The following is a 23159-nucleotide window of genomic DNA, read 5'->3' as shown; positions in this document are numbered from 1 at the left end:
TTAACTTAATATTGATATAGATGTTCTTTTCCGGCTGCTTAATCTGCTCCGATTCCGTTCCTTTTTTTGGGACTCTTGTGATTGATTATGATAAAGCAGAAGCTTTTCCATTTCTGCCATCAGCATTCCTACTTCACACCCTGAATCAGTTCCCATTTGTGAAAGGACTGCTACAAGAAGATCCAGGTACAAATTAATGTCATCTTCATTAAAGTGAGAGCAACTGTAGTTAATATCCAACGAGAGGCTATCTTCAGGCACGATGGAAACTGTTAATGGAAAATTCGTTTGCTCAGCAATCTCCACATCCTGCACGCTGACACCTTCAAGAAGCTGCTGTTTTCCATCCGATGACAACATATTAGGGAAATTGGCAAAAATAAGACATGTCTCGAATAAGGGATCTTTTGATTTATATCCGATTATTTCCTTAATTTCTGTTAACGGCATATGCTCAATCTGACTTATTTTTCCTTGCAGGTTTTGAACTTCGGACAAAAGGCTCCTTACAGACTTCCTTTTAGTGACTTTAACCCCGATTGGAAGGGTATTAATGAACATCCCAACCATTTCTTCAATCCCCTTTACAGGGGCTGATCGACCAGAAAATACTGAACCGAATATTACCTGCTCCTTTTTCCCGAGAAAGCTAAGTAATAGTGACCATCCGCATTGAACAATAGTATTCAACGTAGCTTTTTCTCTAGAAGCTAAAGTCTTTAAGTTACCAGTGAGATCCAGTGAAAGCTTCCTCTTTATTTCCCTATGCCCACTGCTCGCCAAGTTTGATTTAGTTGCAGTTCCAACAAGTATCGCCCTTTGATCGTAATTTAATAAATTCTCTTTCCAGAACTCGTCTGTGTTTGAACGATCCTGTGTGCTTTGCCAGAAAGAAAACTCGCCAAAAGAAAGGGATGCCATTCTTCTTAGCTCTATGCCTGAAATGATATTTCTGTATGCTTCTGATAGCTGGTTAATTACCATAGGCATTGACCACCCATCAAGAAGGAGATGATGATAGGTCCAGATGAAATAATGGGTTTCTTCATTTAAGCAAATCAGTTTAAGCTTTAGCATCTGATCCCTACCTGGAATAAACCCTGTCAATCGCTGCATTCTTCTTAAATCTTCTAAATCAGTCTCGGCACTCAAACTAGATTTTCCTGACCAGTCTTCATACTCCACCTGCACTTTAGGTTCTGAATTTATTACATGAATCGGCTTGGTGAAGCCTTCCCATAAAAAGTCCGCCCTGAGAATACTGTTAGAAGCCAATACATGATCCCATGCTTTTGAGAACGCCTGTACAGAGAACTCCCCGCAGATTCTAAACGCCATCTGTTCTACATAGACGCCTGAATTCGGGTGCATAAGTGTATGAAAAAGCATTCCTTCCTGGACCGGCGATAAAGGAAAAATGTCTTCTATATCAGTAGAATGACTACTAACAAGTTCCCATTCATCCTCTCTGAGGCTGATTTTTGGAAAAGATTTTGGCAATAGCAGCTTATATTCAAATTGCTTGGCGAGGGCAATAATGTCCTTCACAGTTGAAACAAAAGTGGAAATAAGTATTTCAATCGTTTCATCTTTATGGACATAACTACTGTACATCCAATCTAAAGAAAGCTTTCCTCCTATGACTGCCCCCTCGACATCAATTAGATATGCTCTTCTGGACTCTTTACTTCTGATCGGTTCCGCACTCCTGTTGGAAATTTCAAAGAAATCATTTTCCCTAGAGTGCATTACTTGGCCTAGATAATTAAAACTGACATCAGATGCATTGTCTTTAAGCTCTTTATCTGTTAAATATTTCAATATTCCAAACCCGATACCATTTTGCGGTATACTTCGGATTTGTCTTACGGTACTTGTCAGGCTTTCGAGAAGTGATTGATTTTTACCTGTGTCAGACAAAAAAGGGAAAAGTGCTGTAAACCATCCAACAGTCCTGCTGAGTTGAACGCCTTTATTTATTTCTTCTCTACCGTGTCCCTCTAGGTCTACTTTGACTTGTTTATTTCCGGTCCATTTTCTTAAAGTAAGGATTAAACTTGTAATAAGTATCTCCTGAATCTTGGCATCCAAAGTTTGATTGACACCGGTTAATAGATATTGTGTTTCTTTTTCAGTAAAACTGATCGTTTTCTTGACCTTGCTTCCCTCTGTGTTTCGAATATCCGAGTTAATGAAATCTCTAGGTATCTTGGTACTGAATGCCGCTGTTTTTTTCCAATAGGGATACTCTTTCGCCAGTTTTTCACTTTTTGCATAATTCTGGAGAAAATGACCCCACTCTTTGAAAGACATTCCTTCATTAGGCAATTTCACTTGCTCATTCTTTAATATCTGATTGTACGCTGATTGCAGGTCCTCTAGTAATATTCTCCAGGAAACACCATCTACGATTAGATGATGGGCAGTAAAGAAAACTTCATATTTCTTTTCTTTTTCATTTCTGAAATATAGAACCTTCATCAATGGACCATTACTAAAGTCAATAGATGACTGGGCTTCCTGAATTCTTTTATTCTGGGAATCTAACGCAGCTTCACCATTTATGTCTATCACTTCCAATGTAAAACCAGGACTATCATCCGGAATCTGTACCCACTCATCACCGTTATGGATGAACCTTGTTTGGAAAGCTTGGTGGGCTTCAACCATACACGTTAGAGCCTGCTTAAATTCACGAACAGCAAGATCTTCTTTTGAATTGATAAAGACAGATTGGTTCCAGTGATGTGGATTTGCAAGTTCCTTTTCAAAGAACCATTTCATTATTGGTGTAAACGGCTGGCCATTTGCTCCTCCCAAATCTGTTAAATTAGAATTCAAGTATTCGTCGCTCTCGTTCTCCAGAGCAAGTGAAATATTTTCAATGGTCTGGTGTTCAAACAAGTCTTTAGTTGTTAGATGAATGTTTACTTCCTGACACTTTGCAGCAATTTGAAGTGCTAGAATGGAATCTCCGCCAAGCTCAAAATAATTATCATGGATCCCTACTTTATCAACCCTAAGTACTTCTTCCCATATGCAGGCCATTTTTTCCTGAAGAGAGTTCACCGGAACAGCAATAGAAGTACGTGTATTTTCAAGAACTTCAGGCAACGGAAGAGCTTTACGGTCAACCTTTCCATTTGTAAGCATTGGCAGTTCATCCAGTACTATAATCGATCTAGGGATCATATATTCCGGGAGCACGCTTTTGAGTGATGCTTTTAATTCCTCATTAGATATTGCTTTGTCCAAAGTTACATAAGCGTAAAGTGTTTTTCTTCCTGAAACTGATTCTGCTTTTACAATGGACTGCCTTACTCCAGGGATAGTTAACAGTGCTTTTTCTATTTCTCCTGTCTCGACCCTGTAGCCACGTATTTTTAGCTGGTCATCGTTTCTTCCAAGAAAATCGATTTCCCCTGTAGGAGAAGATGCTACTATATCCCCCGTGCGATACATCCTCCCTCCTGGAACTGTGCTGAATGGGTCCGGCAAAAATCGTTCGGCGGTCTGCGCTGGTTTCAAATGATAACCGCTTGAGAGGATAGGTCCTCCAATGTAAAGTTCCCCCGGCTTCCCATCGGGCACTAGTCTGTCCATGTTGTCCAGAATATAGGTTTTTCTGTTTGGGAATGGGATACCTATACTCACAATTGGTGTATCAGGCAGTTCTTTGCTAATTTTATAGTAAGTACAGGTTGTCACAATTTCTGTTGGTCCATAAAAGTTATAAAGTTCTGTTTTCCCTTTATTTACCAGGTTCCATGCTTCAGCGTGAGCTTTGGAAAGCTTGTCCCCTCCAATTGCCAGCATCCTTAACGAAGGCATTTCCAGCTGTCTATTGGTTAGACGGTAATACTGTACAACTTCAGTCCAATATGGGGTTGGAAGATTCCCAATAGTTATTTCATATTCATTCACTTTGTCTACAAATTCTTGAGCATCCCACAAATGTTCCCCCCGGATAAATACTTCTCCCCCACTAAATAATGTCGGGAAAATTTGTTCCGTTGAAGGATCAAATGTTATAGTGCCAAATTGAAGCACTTTATCCGATTCTTTCAATTGAAAAGTTTCCTTGAAAGATTGATAGTGAAGTAGAGCAGCATTATGGGTGACCGTCACTCCTTTAGGCTCACCTGTAGAGCCCGAGGTATACATCAGGTATGCGGAATGCAAACTGCTTACCTCCGCTTTTGCTGTTCTACCACCAATGTCTTGTTTAACCGAGACTGGGATACAAGTAATACCAGTGAAACTAGCAGTCTGCCCTTTTTTTCCTACAATCATGAAACGAGCCTCTGAATCATGAAGAATATATCTTATCCGTTCTTCTGGCATATGCTTGTCAATAGGAACATAAACTCCGCCTGCCTTTAAGATACCCAATATGGCAATTACAAGATCGGCCGACCTTTCCATCATGACAGCAACGTGCTGTCCTGTAGTTAGCCCTTTTTCCACCAGATGTGCTGCTAACTGATTGGAACGGCGGTTAAGCTCTTTATATGTATAAGCATCATTTTCACTTCTCACAGCAATCTTGTTCCCGTAGATAAGAACCTGTTTCTCAAATTGTTCATGTAATGTAAATGGTCCCGTTATCTTCTGTTTTAAAGTTCTTCCATGTATTACTGTTTTTTTCGTTTCTTTTTCATCCTTTAGCTGAAGGCTATCCACTGTTTTGTTTACATCATCAAGAACCTGATTCATAAATAAAGTTAATCTGTTCAAGATAGCCTCGGCATCATCATTATTGATTGCAGAGGAAGAAAAATGGAGGCGGAGAAGGAGTTTCCCTTCATATGGAATTACCGCTAAACTAACAGGAAAATTGGACTTTTCCTCTACCTGGAAACGAGTAATGGCTAGGCCTGCTTTTTCATCTGTAAAAAGCTTGGGATCAAATGGATAGTTCTCGAAAACAATGATGCTGTCAAATAGCGGTTTATCTGCGCTTAGCCCACTGACTTTTTGCACTTCGAACAATGGGGTATATTCATACTGAAGCAATTCAGTCTGCTCTTTTTGAACCTGCTGGATTACTTCCAGCATTGTATCTTCCCTTTTAAGTCGAATTCTTAAGGGGAGTGTATTTATGAATGGACCGACAATTCTATCGGAGTTTCTCACTTCAGGCCTGCGACCGGACATTACTGTCCCCATTACCACATCCGTAAAGTCAGTCCTGCTGTTTATCAATAAAGCCCATAGGCTCTGTAAAACCGTAAACAGAGTTACGTTATGATCACGGGCAAGTGATTCAAGTCTTGTTCTTTCCTGTTCAGATATAAAGCAATCCCTGTACTGATCCTGAACGGAGTGCATACTATTACCCCGTTTTGTTTTGAGATAACTGGGTTCTTCCAATCCTTCCAGCTTTCTTCGGAAAAATTCAAGAGCTTCACTAAGCTCTTGTTTGTTAAGCCAAGAAATATATTCTCCGTACTGTGGAGTATTTTCTAAACTAAGTGGCTCATCTCTTATTGTTGAATGGTAAAAGTCCAGAACATCCTTTAGTACAAGGGGCATAGACCAGCCATCCATCAAAAGGTGATGAAAGGTCCAGATGAACTCATATCCATCAGTTAGCTTTATTAAACAAAACTTCATCAAAGGTCCCTTCTCAAGGTCAAAAGGTTCTACTCGTATATCCTCAGCAGTTTTGTTAAGCTTTTCATCGGCTTCATATAGCGGGCAATCCCATGACTTTTCCTCCCACGGAACTTTTATTTTTTTTTGTACTACCTGAAGTTGGCTGTTAATCCCTTTCCAATGAAAAGTGGTCCTTAGAGCATCGTGCCGCTCGACGGTCTTTTCCCAAGCCCGACGGAAAACTTCCTTTTCAAGAGCATCTGATAATGAGAACCGAATCTGCTCAATATATAAGCCTGTTTCTGGCTGATGTACAGCATGAAACAGCATACCTTTTTGCAAGGGAGAGCATTCATAAATATTTGCAATATTTTTTATATCCATAAAGGGACTCCTTACTAGTTACTTTGTTTAAGAGAAAGCAAAAATTTATCCAAAGCTCCTTGGTCCAGGTTTGCTTCAGGAAAATCACTTGCTACCAGGCCAATTTCTTCCGTTACTGTACAAAAACGTATCAACTCACGGATATTAGTTAGAATATCTGTACAAAGGCGACCAATATCTTCTTCAGAAAAACTTGGACTATAATGTATTCGCACACATAGTTGCTCATTGAAGATATATGGTTCAAATTCTAGGAGATAGACTCTCTTTTCAGAAGGGTTTTTTACAGACTCGCTTAGGTAGCTGTGAAAAGAAAAGTGTTTTGAACGGAAAAAAGTCTGATCCACTTTTCCAAGATAGTTGTAGCTGAAGAGGCTATTACTAAGCTGCGGCCCCTCCATTTCTTTTAGCCACCGTGCGACACCATAGGTAATTCCTCCATTTGGAAATCTTCTCAAGCTGTTTTTCGCATGTTTTAACAACACATTATCTTGAGCCTTTAAAAGGCTACCTTCCAGAAAGACTGGATAAACACTTGTAAACCACCCTACAGTCCTTGAAAGATCCATATCAGATGTAAAAGGATCACGCCCATGGCCTTCGAGATCAATCACTAAATTTTTGTCACCTGTAAAAGTTTTCAAAGACGAAGCAACCGCTGCAAATATGACTTCATTGGCTTTTGTTTCAAAATATTTCGGAACCTCTTTTAGAAGGGAAAGGGTCAAATCTTTTTCGAGCCACCCTTCTGCTTGCTTTTTACTGCCTTCAGTCCCTTTATCCACGTTAGCCAAGACGCTTTCATCCGCCTTAAAAGACCTTGTTACAAGCCATTGATTCTCTTTCTTTAATTCGTCTTCATCCAATTCTCTTAAATAACGAGACCATTCAGAGTAGGTGAAATTTTCAGGCGGCAGTGCCAGTCGATCACCTTTCAGTTTCTGTTCTAATAGTAAATCCAGATCTTGCAACAGGACCTGCCAGGAAATCATATCAACGATCAGGTGGTGGGCAATTATTATGAGTTCATTTTCCCGTTTACCATCACAATCAATATACGCAGCTATTAATAGAGGGCCTTCTGTTATGTTTAAAGATGCTTGAAGTTCTTTAGCAAACCTGCTGACTTCACTTTCAATGTCCGCAGACATATCCATTTTTTTATATAGAATCTGAAAAGAAGATTTATCGTCTTTGTATTTTTGTACCCAGCTACCATTCTGTTGGAAGAACCTCAGTTTCAAAGATGGATGTACTTTCATCAAATAATCGAAAGCATCCTGTAATAGGCCGTATTCGATATCTTTTTGAACCTCTAACCGAAGTGCTTGGTTCCAGTGATTCTGATATAAGAACCCCTGAGCAAAAAACCACTGCTGAATCGGTGTTAACGGAACTGTTCCATGATCTACTGCATTTATTGACTTCTGCTTTACTTTCTTCATTGCTCTTGCCATATTGACAATTGTTTTCTTTTCAAAAATATCCTTGGGCTTTAATGTCCACCCTTTTTCTAGGAGTTTTGAGGATATCTGAATAGCGAAAATCGAGTCTCCTCCTATTTCGAAAAAGCTGTCATTCATGCTTATTTCTTCTCCGAGCAACTCGGTAACTACGTTACTAAGAACTCTTTCTTCTTGAGTCTCCGGGAGAAGAATATCCTCACGCTCTTCCTTAGCGGATATTTTAATTTTCAATAGTTTCTTTTTATCAACTTTTCCATTTTGAGTTAATGGAAGTTCATCCATCACTATAAACTGTGAAGGTACCATATAATGAGGCAGGCGGGCAGCAAGTTTTCTTTTTAGCTTACTAAGCGATATGCCCAAAGGAGCAACAATAAAGGCTGCTATTCTTGATAGATTATTTTCTTTTTTTAAGAGCACGACCGCTTTATCAACATCCACTTGTTCTTCAATTGCTGCTTCAATTTCCCCTACCTCAATGCGGAATCCATTCACTTTAACCTGTCCGTCAATCCTTCCAAGAAAATGAATGCTTCCATCTTCGTTATAACGAGCCAAATCACCGGTTTGGTACAGACGTTCCCCTAACCCGAAGGGATTTGGAATAAATTTATCTGCAGTTTGAGATGGCCGATTATTATAACCCCTAGTGATGCCACGCCCGCAAATATATATTTCGCCTTCAGTGCCTTGAGGAACCATATTAAGATGTTTATCGAGAATATATATTCTTGCATGTGCAGGAGGATATCCAATTGGAACCGCAGGATGATTGCATGTTTCACCGAGTCTGTAATAGCTGGACCACACTGAAGCTTCCGTGGGACCGTATTCGTTATAAAGGTCTATATTCGGGAATTTTTCCTTCTGAGATGTATGTAGACTCTTAGGAAAAGGTTCTCCTGCGACAATTACACATTCAAGGCTTCTCAATTGTGCTGTTCCTGCCTGGTTTAGCATTAACTGAACAAACGAGGGGACACTTAACATATGAGTTACTTTTTCTTTTTGAATTTTACCAAGCAGCTCCGGTACATCAAGCTGATTGTTCAAGTCTGTCAGGATAATTTCCCCGCCGACCGTCAGTGTCCAGAAAATACCTACCATTGAGCTGTCAAAGGATATCGAGGACAGCAGCAGAAAGCGGCAAGCTTTGTTCAATTTATATACTTGCTCTCTTGACTTGGTAGAATAATAAATGTTTTCATGGCTCACCATAACGCCCTTAGGTCTTCCAGTTGAGCCTGACGTATAGATGATGTATGCCAGCTGCTTTGGATTTAGTTCCATTAGTGGTTCTTCCGCTGTATGAAACAAATCGCCCAATAATAGAAAATTTATATTAGGTACAGATAAGTCCATTATTCCGTCTGTGATGATTTTCGAAATGCCTGCATCCATTATCATGTATTCGAGTCGTTCTCTGGGATACTTAAGGTCTAGAGGAATATAGACTCCACCGGCCTTTAGAATTCCGATGATCCCAACAATGGCTTCTACACTTTGGGAAACTGCAAGCCCTATCCTCTCCTCCTGACAGATTCCAAGTTTTTTCAATCCTCCAGCCAATTTGCTGGATTTCTCAGAAAGTTCACGGTATGTAAGGGTATCTCCTCCCATAGTTACAGCAGGAGAATCGGGATTTAAACGGGCCTGCTTTTCAATTTCAAGTATAAGATTTGGCTGATTGGTGTTTTTAAGAAGTTGGGGGTGATTAAGGGAATTCAACTGGTGTTTTTTTTCACTCTCCAGCAGTAGGGGATATTCCTCCAGTACTGCGTATGGATTTTTAGCAATCCCTCTAAGTAGCTGGATAAAGTGGCCGGTGAAGCGTTTCATTAAGTTCCCATCATATTTTTCCGGATCAAATAATAAGCGGAAAGTAATCCCCCCATTAAACTCAATACCATCAAACTCAATTTCAAATTGTGTAATATTTCTTTTAAGTGGATAAACTTCGAATTCAAGTGATCCGAACTTCCCTTTTGCCCCGCCTATACCTAGAAAAGCTGGCCCCAGATTGTTCTTCGTAACACTTCTCATATTTGGAAAATTAAACATTACGTTCGCACGACCCTGTTCTTCTGCCAGTCCATTATCCTGCATCAGTCTCATAAGGCTGGAATAGGTAATCTCTTTATGCTCCTTGCTTCCTTCGAATTTCTCAGAGATTTGTTTGAGTAACTCTGAGAAGGTTAAGCCCTCTGTAAAAGCTCCATCTATATAAAGTGTGTTAGCGTAGAAACCTACGGATTTTAATGTTTTTCTGGTTCTATTAAAGAAGGGAGTGCCAACCCAGATATGCTTTTGCTGACTGTATCTGTGAAGTAAAACTTGAAAAGCAGAAAGAAGTATTATATATAAGCTCGAATCATTCATTTTTGCTGTTTCTTTTAATGCGTTTGCAAGCTTTTCATCAATTGAAAAGAATAAACAATCCCCCTTAAACGAATGATGATCAGAATTTTTTGCAGGGAGATTAACAGGATGTATACCCTTACCTCCTTGAAGCCTTTTCTTCCAATATTCTAGACTCTCTGTACTAGGGTATGCTTGTCCTTCTTTATTTGCTGAAAATTCAAAATATTTTAAGTCTACTTCCCGCTCTTCCGGTTCCTTTCCCTGAGAATACAAATCATAGAACCTGCCAAATTCCTTCATTATAACCATCATAGAAATTCCATCTATTGCAATGTGGTGTATATTGATCAAAAGAACTTTCTGAAAAATACAATTCTCCAAGATCCTGACTTTCATCGTGCATTTTTTTAGATCAAAAGGTGTATGAGCTTCCTCGCTTAGACTCTTGTTAAATTCTTCAAGACTTAAGTGAGAAAGGTTCTTTTGCTGGAAATCAAGTGTTTGATTTTCCATTATTTTCATAACAGGTATTCCATCTACCATTTCGTAAATCGTCCGTAATGAAGCATATCGATCTAAAACGCTCTGAAAAGAAAGTTTCAAAGCAGATATGTCTGCATCCGCAGGTAACAGCCAAGATGTAAACATATTTAAATGGTTCTGCTCTGAGGACAGATAGTGAGAACGCCAGAGATTTTCCTGATTTGGAGACAAGGAATAACTTTTTCCTGCGGTTATAGTCATATTAACGCTCCTTTAAAGATAAATGCCTTCTTTTAGAGTTAAGGCAGATAATGTATGGGAAACCAGTAAAGTAATATAGGTATCAAAATGTAACTTAGTTTCTAGAGGCTTAATAAAGTACTTAAAAGAAATCTTGGCAATGAATACTATCAAAAACTGTAGAAATTTCGCTTACATACTAAAAGTTTCACCATTATTTCAACACCAACGAAATTTTGTCTTGATTTCTTTTAGTTCATTTAACCTAACTTACTATCACAATATAAGTAATGATTCTATATACACACTTTCCCTTTTAATCATTAATTTTTAAATTTACAAAGCACCCATATCTCCTTTATAAGCTGAAACATTAATCCTCTCCAATATAGTTCAGATAGCCTACCTATAAGATAATCCTGTAACCTTTTACACTTTTTATATTAATTGAATTGTAATTGGTTGACTATTGAGAAAATGCACGGTTAGAATTAATAGGAAATGGAAAAATTTCCATTAATTTTCTCAATATGGAAATTTTCTAAAATCCTATAAAATACATACGGGAGGAATTATGCAAATAAGGAACTCCGAAATAGACTTTGGAAAGCTGGTGTTTTACACAAGGACAAAAAAAGAGATGACTCAGCAGGAATTATCCTTGGGGATCTGTTCCATCACTTATTTAAGCAAACTAGAAAATTCTAAGATTGATCCAAATGAAGAGACCTTGGCCTTGCTGCTAAAGAGGCTGGATATTGATATCCACGATATCCATCATAATAATCTTGACATCATCCAAAACCTTGAATTATGGTACCTTTCGATTATAAAAAGGGATGAGCCAGAATTAATTGAGCAACTGAAAGAGATTAATGATTCAGTGATCAAGAACGTATATTCAACAGATCTCATTTTTTATTCTTACCTGGTGAAGTTACGCTACTATATTCATAGGAAAAAGAAAAATGAGGCAACCACTGTACTAGAGACACTAACCAAAAGCAAGGAGAAGTTAAATCAGCACCAAAGCGCTTACTTCACCTACTTACATGGTCTTTATTTATGTACTATTCTGTTGGATTTTCCAAAAGGCCTCGAGTACTTTGAAAACATAATTTACTTCTTTAATGACCCTCAGCACGAAGATCCTGAGTTTTTCTATCATCTGTCTTTGACCTACACAAAAACGTACAATACAAGAATGGCAGTGACTTATGTGGAAAAAGCTCTAACTATCTTTAACAGCAAATTGTTTTTTAAACGAAGCTTGGAGTGCCAGCTGCTTTTAGGAGTAAACCTAGGTCGGCTTAAAGAGTATAATAGGGCTATTGAAATTCTAACCCAGATTACCGAAGTCGCTCCAGGCTTAGACGAAAAGTTAACTTTTGCCAAGGCTCTCCATAATCTCGGCTATTTGTATAGTAAGATTGGAAGATTTAATGAAGCTATTGATTACTATCTGAAAACTCTTAAATACACCGATTCACAAACAGATTTTTATCTCAATACAATAATTGAACTTTCGACTGTTTTAAAAGAAAATAACCGACTTAAAGAAGCAAAAGAGTGGATAGAACTAGCCTTTAAAGAGTACAAACCATCCAATGAACAATCTAGTAAGCTAATCCAATTAAAAGTATTGGAATTCCAAATCTCAAAAAACACTGATGAGCTCATTGATTTTTTAGAAAACACCGCAATTCCTTGTTTTTTAGAAATAAATGAATTTGGTTTGCTTTCAAAGTACTATGAACTTTTGGGGAACATCTATAAGAGACTGCATCAATACAAAAAAAGTAGCTATTATTTTGAATCCTGTTTGCACCTTCAGAAAAAAATGTCCTAGGAGGAACAATGATGAAAAAAATATTAGGTTTAATTATACTCTCTTCTCTTTTTACTTTTGGTGCTAGTGCTTCTGCAGATACAGCTGGACTTCCGGCTGATAAGATTTACCTAAAATACGGAGAAGAACTTCCTGAGTACGGAGAAGAACTTCCTGAATACTGAGAACATAATATGACAAGCAAAAACCCCTCCATTTAGAGGGGTTTATTATTTCAATTTAAAAGAACTTTAGTAGGCAATAAAATAGATACTATTTTCTTGAGAACTTCTGCTTCATTTTCCCTAATAAAAAAGTGGCCTCCTTCAAATACGTGATCCTCAAAAGACCCTTGTGTATGGCATGACCATTCCTTCCTCAGTTGATAGACTTTTAAGTCATTGTTTCCAGTAAAAATATGTAGATTATTTTTCATTATTGACGCCTTCGGTTTATAGATATACTGAAACACCAATTTATAATCTGCATACAAAATTGGAATAAATAAATTATACAAATCCTTGTCTTGAAAAATAGTTTCAGGAATATTGCCGCTTTTTCTCATTTTCTCTGCAAAATCATTCATTGGCAGCAAGTGGATATCTCCCTCCAGCTTGATATGAGGAGGCTGAAAAGCAGAGACAAACAGATTCTCAGGTAAAGATAGTCCTTCTTCATTTATCCTCTGACATAATTCATATGCCAGGAGCCCTCCCATACTATGTCCAAATATACTGTAAGGTTTCCCCTCTTGCAGAACGTCAATATTTTTTTCCATTAGGTCATCTACGGCTTCGTCAACGCTTTGAAATAATGGCTCCCGGATTCTCTTTCCTCTTCCAGCGAGCTCCAAAGGTATTACCTCAACATACTCTTCAAGCTTTTTTTTCCATGATAAATAAATAGATGCAGCAGACCCTCCCGCATAGGGCAAACAAATTAATCTGGTCTTTTCCACAAATTCACCTTCCCTCAAATTATTTCTTATAATTTTGAAATTATATGTGCTTACTTGCCGTTTATTAGGGCTGGGGTCTTAAGAGAAACCATAAACAAGGTGTATAGTTCTTCGAGGGTAAGTACTTTAAGATTTTCGAAGCAACCAGAATCGGAGCTGACTGCCAGCTTGTAGGATGAATCAAGGTGATATAACTTAAGATAGATTTCCTTTTCTTTTAGATAAGATTTGTAAATACTGCTATCGATCCTTTCTAGAATAATAGAATCCAGCGACAGAGACAGGCCTTTTCCTGCTGTTTTTATGTAGCATTCCTTTAAGGTCCACAAGTCATAAAATAAATGCGCTCTTTGGTTTCCTTTCATTCCCAACAGTTCTATATATTCTCTTTTACTATAAAATCGCTCAGCCAATGCAAGATCTACATCACCCATTTCTTGAACATCTATGCCATTTTCATTAGTGTCCAGCACAGCTACTACCCAGTATCCTGAATGAGATAAATTAAAGTATAAAGGGTATTCTTTTAAATATGGCTTACCGAACTCATTATGAGAAAAATTTATTTCTTGTGGGCAAATTCGCAGATAGCTGGCAAGCATATAGCGGACTAAAATATCGCCAATCAGGCATCTCTCTTTATCTTCATATCGATAAAAGGATTTTATCCGCGATTGTTTTTCACTATCAATATAATTTAATAAGGTTTGCATCTTAGCTACTTGCAAAGATTGATCCAGTTTAACAGCTATAACCTCCAGAATATTCACCTCCATCTTCATGGGTTTAAGATTAAAAAGAAAATAGATTGACGAAAGCAAATTGAAACTCTAGAATCTAACATATACACTACTTTCCCCTTTAATTGGTTATTATGGCAAATTTTTTCAATAATTAAAAGAGTTTTTTAAAGAACCTGTTTCTTTATTAAGTCCTATGAGGTTTTCACTGCCCTTCTCATCCTTTAGGGAACACGATATTCTCTCTGTATTTATATATAATTTAGCCTATTCCTGCCTTATACACTTTAGTTTTTACTATTGCTTTGTGAAGGAGAGAAGGATACTTGTTAAAACAGAAGCTTAAACCTTATTGTTATTCTGAGAATGGGACTTTAAAAGAGGTTTTTGTTTGTTCCCCTGCGAATCATAATGTATTAGGATCTGAAGTTTCAGCAGTTGGGTTTGCGGAGGAATTTATTGCCGAAAAAGCATATGATCAACATTATCAAATGAAAATGAAACTAAAAAATTTCGGCTGTACCGTCCATGATCTTAGTACAGAAGTGATATCTCCTCTCTGGGATCGGTTAGTAAACCGCATTTTCATTAGAGATGTTGGCGCTGTATTCGGAGAAAATATGATTCTAGGTACTCCTGGCAACGAGTTAAGACAGCCGGATTTTTACTTTTCTCAAATTTTTTTAAAGAGTTTTACAGAAAATAGGGCTCTACTGTCAATACCTTCTTCGAGTTCACTTGAGTTTGGAGATTTCCTGATAATTAGCCCTGAATGTGTCTTAATTAATACTGGACATCGGTCAAAAAACCGAATTGAGCTTGCAAATTTTTTATTCTCAATAGGTGTGGAAGAAGTTGGGTTTGTTTCACTCCCAAAAACTATAGAGTCTCTTCATTTGGATGTTGTCTGTAATATCCTGGGCAAAGATATTTTCATAGCAGCTTCTTTTTTAAGATTTTCAGCCGTCTCTATTTTTAAATCATCATCAGTTAGTTATGAACCTGAATACAGCACAATTGACAATTTTATAGAACGTCATGGTTATTCTGTATTTTGGCTTCCAAACAAAGATTACCTGCTTGATTATACAAACTTTATTAATCTTAATAAGCAAACGGTACTGATCAGCAATGAATCAGTCTCTTATTATCAGGAAATTTTCCCACATATAGAGTATATAGGTGTAGACGTGAAACAACTTCAGCATGGCGCTGGTAGCATTCGCTGTCTAACTATGCCGTTTGTTAGAGAGCAATAGTAACAAGCAAATGTAAAAGAGTTAAAGTTGCTAAAAAAAGGAGTAATAATCCTAAAAGAAATTACTCCTTTTTCTATTAAACTGTTAATAAATCACATATTAGAAAATCAAGCTTTTAAAAGCTTGTTTCCCTGGGTCTTTTTCGACTGAACTATAAAAAAAAGAAAGCACCTTTAACGATCATACTTAAGGTAGCAACTTTTCTCCTTTTCTCTTAAATCTAATCCTCTGATAAAGACCTTTCTTAAATATAGATTCTTGTGTTTACAAGACAGAGTAAATGATCAAATTTAGTTCATCTGAAAGAAATAAACGTAATCGAGGTTTTTTTAGGAAAAGCATATGGATATAAGTATCTATCGAATTATTTAATCAAAAAAATAAATAGTGCTGATCTGGACTTTATTAAAATGCGTAAAAAATTATATTACACCACATAGCTTCAGACATGTTTTTGCTCTTATTAGTGCTGAACAGGGTGCGGATTTGTTGACCATAAAAGAGAGTCTTGGTCATTCTGATATCAAGACGACCCAGATTTTCTTACAAAGAAAAATGCTACGTAAAAATAATACAGCTCACTCATGGAAGGACTCTGATATTATTAATAAGATATAATTTAAAAGACCACATAATCGATATTATGTGGTCTTTATTAGTATTAGCTTATTCAACAAAAGCACCTTTTACTTTAAGTACAGGACTTCACAATTTTTTTTACACATCAATAAACTCAATCCCTAAATGTGCTGTACACGCAAAAAGACCCCTTCTTATTTAAGAAAAGCGCCCGACTGTTAAACAATGAAATAGGAGAAAGATCCCTCTGCAAATACATTCTATTTATTTGACTAACACACCCATTTAGCCATCCATAAAGCAGGAATATCACCCGCTTCACCATAGAGAATGAAAAGAGCTTCACACCGTCAATACTGCTTCTACCGCTGGGCGAGGAAGTCGCTGAATTATGGTGCTTTACGACCAATCAACGCCACCCCAAGAGGATTGCAACTTTCGCAACAGAACAATTTGGCCGAGATGATACGCATCGTGCATCATGATATTGCTGAGTAAACGCTCAATAGAGTACCTGTTAGCTGCATACGGAGCTTTTAACTTTTCATCGTCAAGGTCCGCCATGACCGTTTTTAATTTATTCATGACTTTATTAAGGCGCTGCACTGTCTGAGCCCACCCAATCTCGTCTTCTGGATCCCCCGGATTTCCAAAGGTTTCTTCATTGTCTTCTGCCTTATGCGGATTCTCTGTGCCCTTAATTCGATGGATTACGTCCTCATTCCAAAGTATCAAGTGGTTGACAATCTGCCAAATCGAATTGCTGATTCCCGAACTTGTCCATGCTGGGTCAGCTGCGGTCACTCCATGAATCGCCTGATCCATAGATGCAAACCAATCATTCTCATGGCAATGCATCTCGAGTTGTTCTAAAAACATTTTGGTTACAACTTGCATACAACCAATCTCCTCACTGTTTAGTGTAATTTTTCATTTTCGACTGTCGGCCATAACGAAAAAATAATCTTAATTAAATACTATCATGACAAATAAAGTACCCTATAGGGCAGACCTTATTAATTGTCTACTCAACTAAACAGTGAGGAATAGGGTACATTTTATTTTTCTGGTTGACTGTTGGCTAAACGAAATACCTGGCCTTTGATTTTAAAATTGGCTTAATTCAAATAATCTTTGGCATAGATGGCTGTCGATTTGATTAAATCATCGATTTCTATAAATTCACCAATTTGGTGAGAGCTATTTACCTTACCAGGGAAAAGCGCACCTTAAGCCACTCCGTTTTTCATTTACGCTGCATATGTTCTCCCCCCCAAACCCGTTTCTTAAGAAAAAGGAAAAAGCCACCTGGAATGGCAGCTAGATCTAAAAGCAAGGCAAAAGTTCAATAAAAAATTGTCAACTACTTTATTGCTATGTGAATTTCAACTTCCCCATTCGAGTAGTATTTTTCAAAATCATATGAGTAAGCTCTTTTTAACGAACCTGTTTCTTCCTGATCCCATATTTCTCTCCAAGTATTATAAATACCTTGTTCTTTAGATGAATCCACTTTATAGATTTCGTATTTCTCGTTTTTCGGTATGTCTATAATAGTTTCCCCATTTTTGTCTTCAATAGCAACGCTTAATGAATAATCACCTTTGTAGTCACTCTCATATTCATAATACACACCGTATGTAATGCTTTCATTTTTAGTTAGACGTTCAGAAGCTTCCTTCCACAATTCCGTGATTTTTTGCATTATACGTTCATCATTAAAATTATTCGTTCTCATGCTATTTATAATTGATAACTTCAATAATCTCACCCTTTCAATATAGTTATTTCTTATGATTTCAAGAAATAAAAACAAATTCCTTCTTCAACCAGCCTCCCCCGTTTGTCCAATAGTGACTTTAACAAAAGCAGCACTAATCCCTCCTGGATTAATGCCCTATTAGATGCAAAAGCAGTCATGTGTAATCAGCTTATATGAATGTCTGTTCCATACTGAGCTAATTGCAGCTTCCTTGCCACAGATTGAGATGCTAAGTTGTCCTTAGAAGTGCTATATAGAGCAATGCGTCCTTGTATCTGAACTTCTGCAGCCCAGGCCTTTGCAACATCTGCACCGTATGCTCTTCCACGGTAGTCTTCATTTGTAAACAAACTTGCTTCGTCGGCTTTTGAAGTCTTCCTTGCACTACAGCAAATTGAAACTGGTATATTGTCTTCAATTATTACAAAACAGGGTTGCTTGTATTCAAAGTCTTCATAGGTATATGGAAACTGAGACTTTAAAATTTCTTTGTTTTCATGAGTTATTTTAATTGCTCTTGAATAAGTCCTGTCCCTTACATCAGGAAATACATACGCGGGCCCAGTCCATACATTGCTTAAAAGATGGTCAATGCTTAATGCCTTTATTATTTTCCCTGGATGAGCACCAGGGTTAGCTCCTATAACTTGGTCTAACTTCTCTATAGTACTCTTATCCAGTGAGTTTGAATACCTTACTATACTACCCATTCTAGTGGCACCAATGAAAATTCGTGGCGCTGCACCGTAAGGGGGTTCATTCACAGCTATCAGTCGATTTTCACTATCATGTCTAAATAACACATTCACATGAAGCTCCATCAATTCTAAATCAGAGATCATACTATTCCTCCGCAATCTTCATTTCTGTCTAATATTCAAGATTACACTGTCATCTCCTGCAGCGTTTTCATTTATAGTCCAATCCTATGTATGGATAATTCCTTTATCTCTTAACAACCATATCTATATTTTTAAAGCTAAATCAATAAAATCCCCCCCTATTTTTCCAATTTATAACCTGCCCAGTTTGTAAAAAAAGCTGCCTGGTTTAGGCAGCTCTCTTAAGCACTAAAGAAGCAATCCCTCTCATCGCAAGATGATTGGGATTGCTTCTTTATAAAACATGCTGCAGTAAAAGACAATAGGACCTGCTATAGCAGGTCCTCACAAATTAAGCCGTTGCAGTTGCAGCGTATTTTTCTTCCAATGTCTTCTTTAATAATGAAGCTAACTCAAGCATTCCATATTTTCCGGCTTTCGCTTCTGCTTCAGAGTTATAGTTTGTGTTTGTATTAATATCATAAGTAAAAATGTCACCTTCAGCATTTCTGATAAATTCAATGCCAGCGACTTGAATATGATTCCTGGCCAGAACGTCTTTATATTTTTCTAAAATTTCGTCCTCAAAACATTCAATAATCTTGAACTTTGGCCTCTCTTCTGCTTCTTCTCCAACAGGGCAGAATAAGTCGCCAATCTGGCATGCGTCCGCAGGGCATAGTTCAAATCCTTCCGATGTATCAACCCTGACGGCATAAACAAAGTTGCCTCCGACAAATTCACAGCGGGTGATATAGCTTTCAGGAGATTGAATATATTCCTGAATAAGGGTAATGCCATCAACAGGCTCTTCGAAGGAAGGTCCCTCCACATAAGCTTTTAGAGCTTCAATACTATGGAATAATTGAACACCCAGGCCTTTGCCGGCACGGTTATGCTTCGTGATAAACGGCTGTCCGGCAAATGCTTCGGCCGCCTTAATAATATGTTGTTTTCCAACCGCTGCAATCGTTTTGGGAGTCCTGACACCAGATTTGTTTAATTCCAAGTACTGCAAAACCTTACTAACTTCAAGCTCCAGAGCGCTCGTTCCATTCAACACTGTACGGCCATGTGCTTCAAGCCAGGCCAATACTTGTCCCGAAAATTCAGCTGCAAAGCGATGATCACGGGTATGAGAAGAAGCACTCATCCGGCTATAGAAGATTCCTTCTGGAGGTTCTGCCGATAAATCTACCGTTCCTTCGTCTAAATGCCATTCTTCATAAGGAACACCCAGTTCCTCCAGCCTTTTTGTCAAATGGACTGTCCACTCACTATTTTCATGAATTACATATACCTTGCTCATTATTATGGCCCCTTTCTAGCTCTTTATTAAACTGCGTTTTTGTTCCACTAATGGCATAACCGTCTTTGCAAAGCGTTCCATTTCCTCCAGCTGAGGTGAAAATTGCAATAATAATAAGTCTAGGCCAGCTTCTTCATATTGTAAAATCCGATCAGCAATTTGCTCTGGTGTTCCTACTAAGTTTGGCCGCAGACCTCTGTTAGAGACAGAGTAATCCTGCAGCTGAATCTGCTGCTCTAATTGTGACTTTGTAGTGAAATCCTTAAAACCGGCGTAACCGCTGGAATCCTTCACAGCCGTGATTTTTTCAAGCTCAGCAAGAGCTTCTTCTTCTGTATCACGGCAAATAACATAAGCAGCCATTCCGAAAGAACTGAATGGCGCATTGCCCGTTTGTTCACGCCGTGCCTTCATTTCTCCTATTTTCAGATCAATCTCCTCAGCCGTTCCGCCGTGCATAACATAAGCATCACATTTTTCTGCAATGGTCTGCTTGCCTTTTTCGCTTTCACCGCCTGCATAAAGAATCGGGTTAGGTCTTTGAACTGGCTTTGGAGCAAGCTTCGTGTCCCTTAAGTCGTAAAATTGACCGGAATAATGGAAGGTTTCTTCCGTCCATAACCCTTTTAGAACATCAATGAACTCCTCAGTGCGGGCATAACGCTCATTATGTTCTGTAAAAATACCGCCATATTGACGCGCTTCTTCGGCCCACCAGGCAGAAACCACATTTAGAGTAAAACGGCCGTTGCTGATTTGATCAATATTGGCTGCCATTTTTGTTGCTACAGCAGGATTATGAAAACCAGGGCGGATCGCGGTCATAATTTCAATTTTTTCCGTCACGGCTGCAAGTGCGGCTGCCGTGGACCAGGCTTCAAGAGAATCATGGTCCGGTCCTTTAATATCATTTAAATATAATTCAGCTATTAACGTAGTCGAGTATCCCCATTTTTCAGCCGACTGAATGACGTTTTTAGCATATTCAAAGGTTGGCGGCATATTTTCGTCTTCTACATTTCGCAGCCAGCCTCCAAAAATCGGCAACCAGAAACCATATTTCATTTTTCTTCTCTCCTCTTGCATTTTTAAATATCTACTTTTCGCATAACTTAAGTTGGATTTATAAACAATTAAAAAACTCTCCTCCTAAGAAGAGAGTTTTATCAACCCTCTTCTCATCTTTCAAGCGATGCGCTTGCTGGAATTGGCACAGTATTCATCAGAACCTGCTGCCGAGGCTTCAAAGGGCCAGTCCCTCCACCTCTCTGGATAAGAAGAAAATATTCAATTTTTTAATTAATTAAAGCGATAATAATTTAAATTCACCCAATTGTCAATCAATTATTTCTGAACTCTAAATACTAATAAGGATTATCCTTATATAATGACACTCTTAATACATATCCTTCTGAGTAAAATTCCAAAACGCAACAGCAAGACAGGCGGCAGCCCAAATCCCAAGCATGGTTAATGAAAATGGCAGTGACATCCCTTCAATCGGCGGAGCTTGACCTTCTAAGTAGTTAATCAGATCAAAGTTCAAGTTCACTAAATACTTGGAGCTCGTCCAGCTCGAACCGATAGAAGATAACAGGGTGCCTGCGATTAACACGGCCATCATCGCCCCAATTCCAGTCGCTGTATTTTTCACCAGAACCGATATCATGAGGCTTATGGTTCCAACAACCGCTGTTACCACCCAGGCAAGCCCAACTGACATCAGCAGGTATTCCCACATCGACAGGGTATGGATGTATTCCGTTGAAAACTCACCAGATGCAGAAGCTTGAAATCCGGTCAAAATAGGTGCAGTCCAGCCATCATAACCGAGTACGATTCCTGAAACCCCATAACAGACAATCACGGTTGCCGCCATCAGCATGGAGGTATAAAGCAAAACCGTCAGCCATTTAGCCATCAGGATTCTCCATCGTTTAACCGGCCGGGACAGCAATGTTTTGATGGTGCCATCATTATATTCCCCGCTCACAATATCAGCCATTATAATAATAATGAATAAAGGCAGGACAAGCGTGATTCCCTGTGAGAAAAAGATGCGGATAAACGTAGGGGCTCCAGGATAGTTTGGATTAATATCGTTGTCCAGATAATACTGCTTTTGCTTCAGATCAAATTCAAGGAACTGTCTGAACTCGTCCTGGATTCCGCTCGATGCCAGCCGATTTTGCCGATCGACAATCTCCTGCTGAAGCTCCACTCTCCAGTCCAGAGTGCCCTGTTTTTCGATTTTCTCCTGTATCTCCCGGTATTGTGCGTATGTAAACATAGAGACTAGAATGACTAAAATGACGGTGACAACCGCCATGCGTTTTTTGGAAGCAATCTTCATCACTTCATTATGAATCAGGCCAATCATATTTGGATTAGACAATATGATCGCCTCCTGTCAAACTAATAAATAGATCCTCCAATGTCTGCACTTTCCTTTCGATCGTCCATACATCAATACCCGCCTTCATTAAAGCTTCATTCAGGAGCGAGGTTTTGCTATCATCCATAAGAGTGTGTATAGTATGGTCATCATATAGTTCTGCAGCCTGGACATATGGGGATTCTTTAAGAATAGCAAGTGCACGAAAAGAATCACTGACTCTCCAATCCACACCAGATGACAGTGCACCAACTAAATCGCTGACGCTGCCGACCTTCACGATCTTCCCATGGCTCATAATAGCCACACGGTCCGCCAGCAACTCGATTTCACTTAAAATATGACTGGATACGAGCACCGTTAGGCCCGTATCATCGACCAGCTTCCTGATAAATGTCCGCAGATCTTTGATTCCCATCGGGTCCAGTCCATTTGTAGGTTCATCCAGTATCAGCACATCCGGACGGCCTAACAATGCTTGTGCAATACCAAGGCGCTGACGCATTCCCAATGAATAGGTCCGAACCTGATCATCAATTCTTACAGTCAGATCAACCAAATCAATGACCTCTTGGATCCGTTCTTCATCCACATCAGGCAGCATCCGTGCAAAGATTTGCAGGTTTTCGCGGCCGCTCAAATACTTATACAGCTCTGGATTTTCGACGGATAGAACCGAGGCGCTGCATCGCTTGAACAAATTGCTTTCTTACATCAAAACCACATATTTCAACCTTCCCGGACGTTGGCTTAATGAGCCCAACGAGCATCCGGATCGTGGTGGTTTTACCGGCACCATTAGGACCCAGGAACCCAAATACTTCTCCTGGATAAATGTCAAATGATATATTATCAATAATCGTTTTCTTTCCAATGATTTTCGTTACATTTTCCAATTGAACTGTCGGCTTTAAGCTCATAGCATCACCCTTGTTCTATTCTAACTAAATTTTCGAACAATGACTCTTTTAAATAC

General features: G+C 38.6%; 14 protein-coding genes, 1 pseudogene and 1 riboswitch. Of the genes and pseudogenes, 4 read left to right on the top strand and 11 right to left on the bottom strand.

Features of this window, described 5'->3' with window-relative positions:
* Together A361_RS04065 and A361_RS04060 are read right to left on the bottom strand one after the other, a co-directional pair.
* The gene (locus A361_RS04065) at positions 1-5982 is read right to left on the bottom strand and encodes a non-ribosomal peptide synthetase (protein WP_019379471.1); all 5982 of its coding nucleotides are present in this window, start codon (positions 5980-5982) and stop codon (positions 1-3) included.
* A 14-nt stretch (positions 5983-5996) separates the two neighbouring features.
* On the bottom strand, positions 5997-10553 hold the full coding sequence (locus A361_RS04060) for a non-ribosomal peptide synthetase (protein ID WP_019379472.1): 4557 nt from the start codon (positions 10551-10553) through the stop codon (positions 5997-5999).
* Positions 10554-11106: 553 nt separating this feature from the next.
* On the opposite strand from A361_RS04060, the gene A361_RS04055 reads away from it, so the two are divergent.
* Both A361_RS04055 and A361_RS29820 read left to right on the top strand, forming a co-directional pair.
* The gene (locus tag A361_RS04055) at positions 11107-12381 is read left to right on the top strand and encodes a helix-turn-helix domain-containing protein (RefSeq protein WP_019379473.1); all 1275 of its coding nucleotides are present in this window, start codon (positions 11107-11109) and stop codon (positions 12379-12381) included.
* Between the two features lie 8 nt (positions 12382-12389).
* On the top strand, positions 12390-12545 hold the full coding sequence (locus A361_RS29820; protein ID WP_157888523.1) for a hypothetical protein: 156 nt from the start codon (positions 12390-12392) through the stop codon (positions 12543-12545).
* Between the two features lie 50 nt (positions 12546-12595).
* On the opposite strand, the gene A361_RS04050 is transcribed toward A361_RS29820, so the two are convergent.
* Positions 12596-13318 carry a thioesterase II family protein gene (locus tag A361_RS04050; protein ID WP_019379475.1) on the bottom strand — a complete coding sequence of 241 codons (723 nt, stop codon included), beginning with the start codon at positions 13316-13318 and terminating at the stop codon, positions 12596-12598.
* 50 nt (positions 13319-13368) lie between these two features.
* Positions 13369-14088, bottom strand: coding sequence for a 4'-phosphopantetheinyl transferase family protein (locus A361_RS04045; RefSeq protein WP_157888522.1), 720 nt, complete (start codon positions 14086-14088; stop codon positions 13369-13371).
* Positions 14089-14384: 296 nt separating this feature from the next.
* Here A361_RS04045 and A361_RS04040 point away from each other — a divergent pair, with 296 nt between their 5' ends.
* Both A361_RS04040 and A361_RS29255 read left to right on the top strand, forming a co-directional pair.
* Positions 14385-15317: an arginine deiminase family protein gene (locus tag A361_RS04040; RefSeq protein WP_019379477.1), complete on the top strand. Its 933-nt coding sequence runs from the start codon at positions 14385-14387 to the stop codon at positions 15315-15317.
* Positions 15318-15704: 387 nt separating this feature from the next.
* Positions 15705-15935 carry a tyrosine-type recombinase/integrase gene (locus tag A361_RS29255; protein ID WP_236887982.1) on the top strand — a complete coding sequence of 77 codons (231 nt, stop codon included), beginning with the start codon at positions 15705-15707 and terminating at the stop codon, positions 15933-15935.
* 360 nt (positions 15936-16295) lie between these two features.
* Here A361_RS29255 and A361_RS04035 read toward each other — a convergent pair whose 3' ends face one another.
* The 7 genes and pseudogenes from A361_RS04035 to A361_RS04005 all read right to left on the bottom strand — a co-directional run bounded on the left by A361_RS04035 (position 16296) and on the right by A361_RS04005 (position 23103).
* Entirely contained in the window at positions 16296-16754 is a 459-nt protein-coding gene (locus A361_RS04035; protein WP_236887980.1) for a DinB family protein, read from the bottom strand.
* A 505-nt stretch (positions 16755-17259) separates the two neighbouring features.
* Positions 17260-17658, bottom strand: a complete 399-nt coding sequence (locus tag A361_RS04030; RefSeq protein ID WP_026041533.1) for a GyrI-like domain-containing protein — start codon at positions 17656-17658, stop codon at positions 17260-17262.
* Between the two features lie 164 nt (positions 17659-17822).
* Entirely contained in the window at positions 17823-18500 is a 678-nt protein-coding gene (locus A361_RS04025; protein WP_019379480.1) for a GNAT family N-acetyltransferase, read from the bottom strand.
* 331 nt (positions 18501-18831) lie between these two features.
* A complete protein-coding gene (locus A361_RS04020) occupies positions 18832-19788 on the bottom strand; it encodes an ATP-grasp domain-containing protein (RefSeq protein ID WP_019379481.1) in 957 nt (318 codons plus the stop codon).
* 15 nt (positions 19789-19803) lie between these two features.
* A complete protein-coding gene (locus A361_RS04015) occupies positions 19804-20853 on the bottom strand; it encodes an LLM class flavin-dependent oxidoreductase (protein WP_019379482.1) in 1050 nt (349 codons plus the stop codon).
* Between the two features lie 110 nt (positions 20854-20963).
* A riboswitch (SAM riboswitch) is annotated at positions 20964-21067 on the bottom strand.
* 117 nt (positions 21068-21184) lie between these two features.
* Complete coding sequence (locus tag A361_RS04010; protein ID WP_026041534.1) at positions 21185-22168, bottom strand: ABC transporter permease; 984 nt, start codon at positions 22166-22168, stop codon at positions 21185-21187.
* Between the two features lie 7 nt (positions 22169-22175).
* Positions 22176-23103 (bottom strand): annotated as a pseudogene (locus tag A361_RS04005) (ABC transporter ATP-binding protein).
* Positions 23104-23159: the final 56 nt, after the last annotated feature.

This window comes from Cytobacillus oceanisediminis 2691 (assembly GCF_000294775.2).
Lineage (GTDB): Bacteria > Bacillota > Bacilli > Bacillales > Cytobacillaceae > Cytobacillus > Cytobacillus pseudoceanisediminis.
Note: the sequence above shows the minus strand (reverse complement) of the source record. Positions and strands in the feature narration are given on the sequence as shown.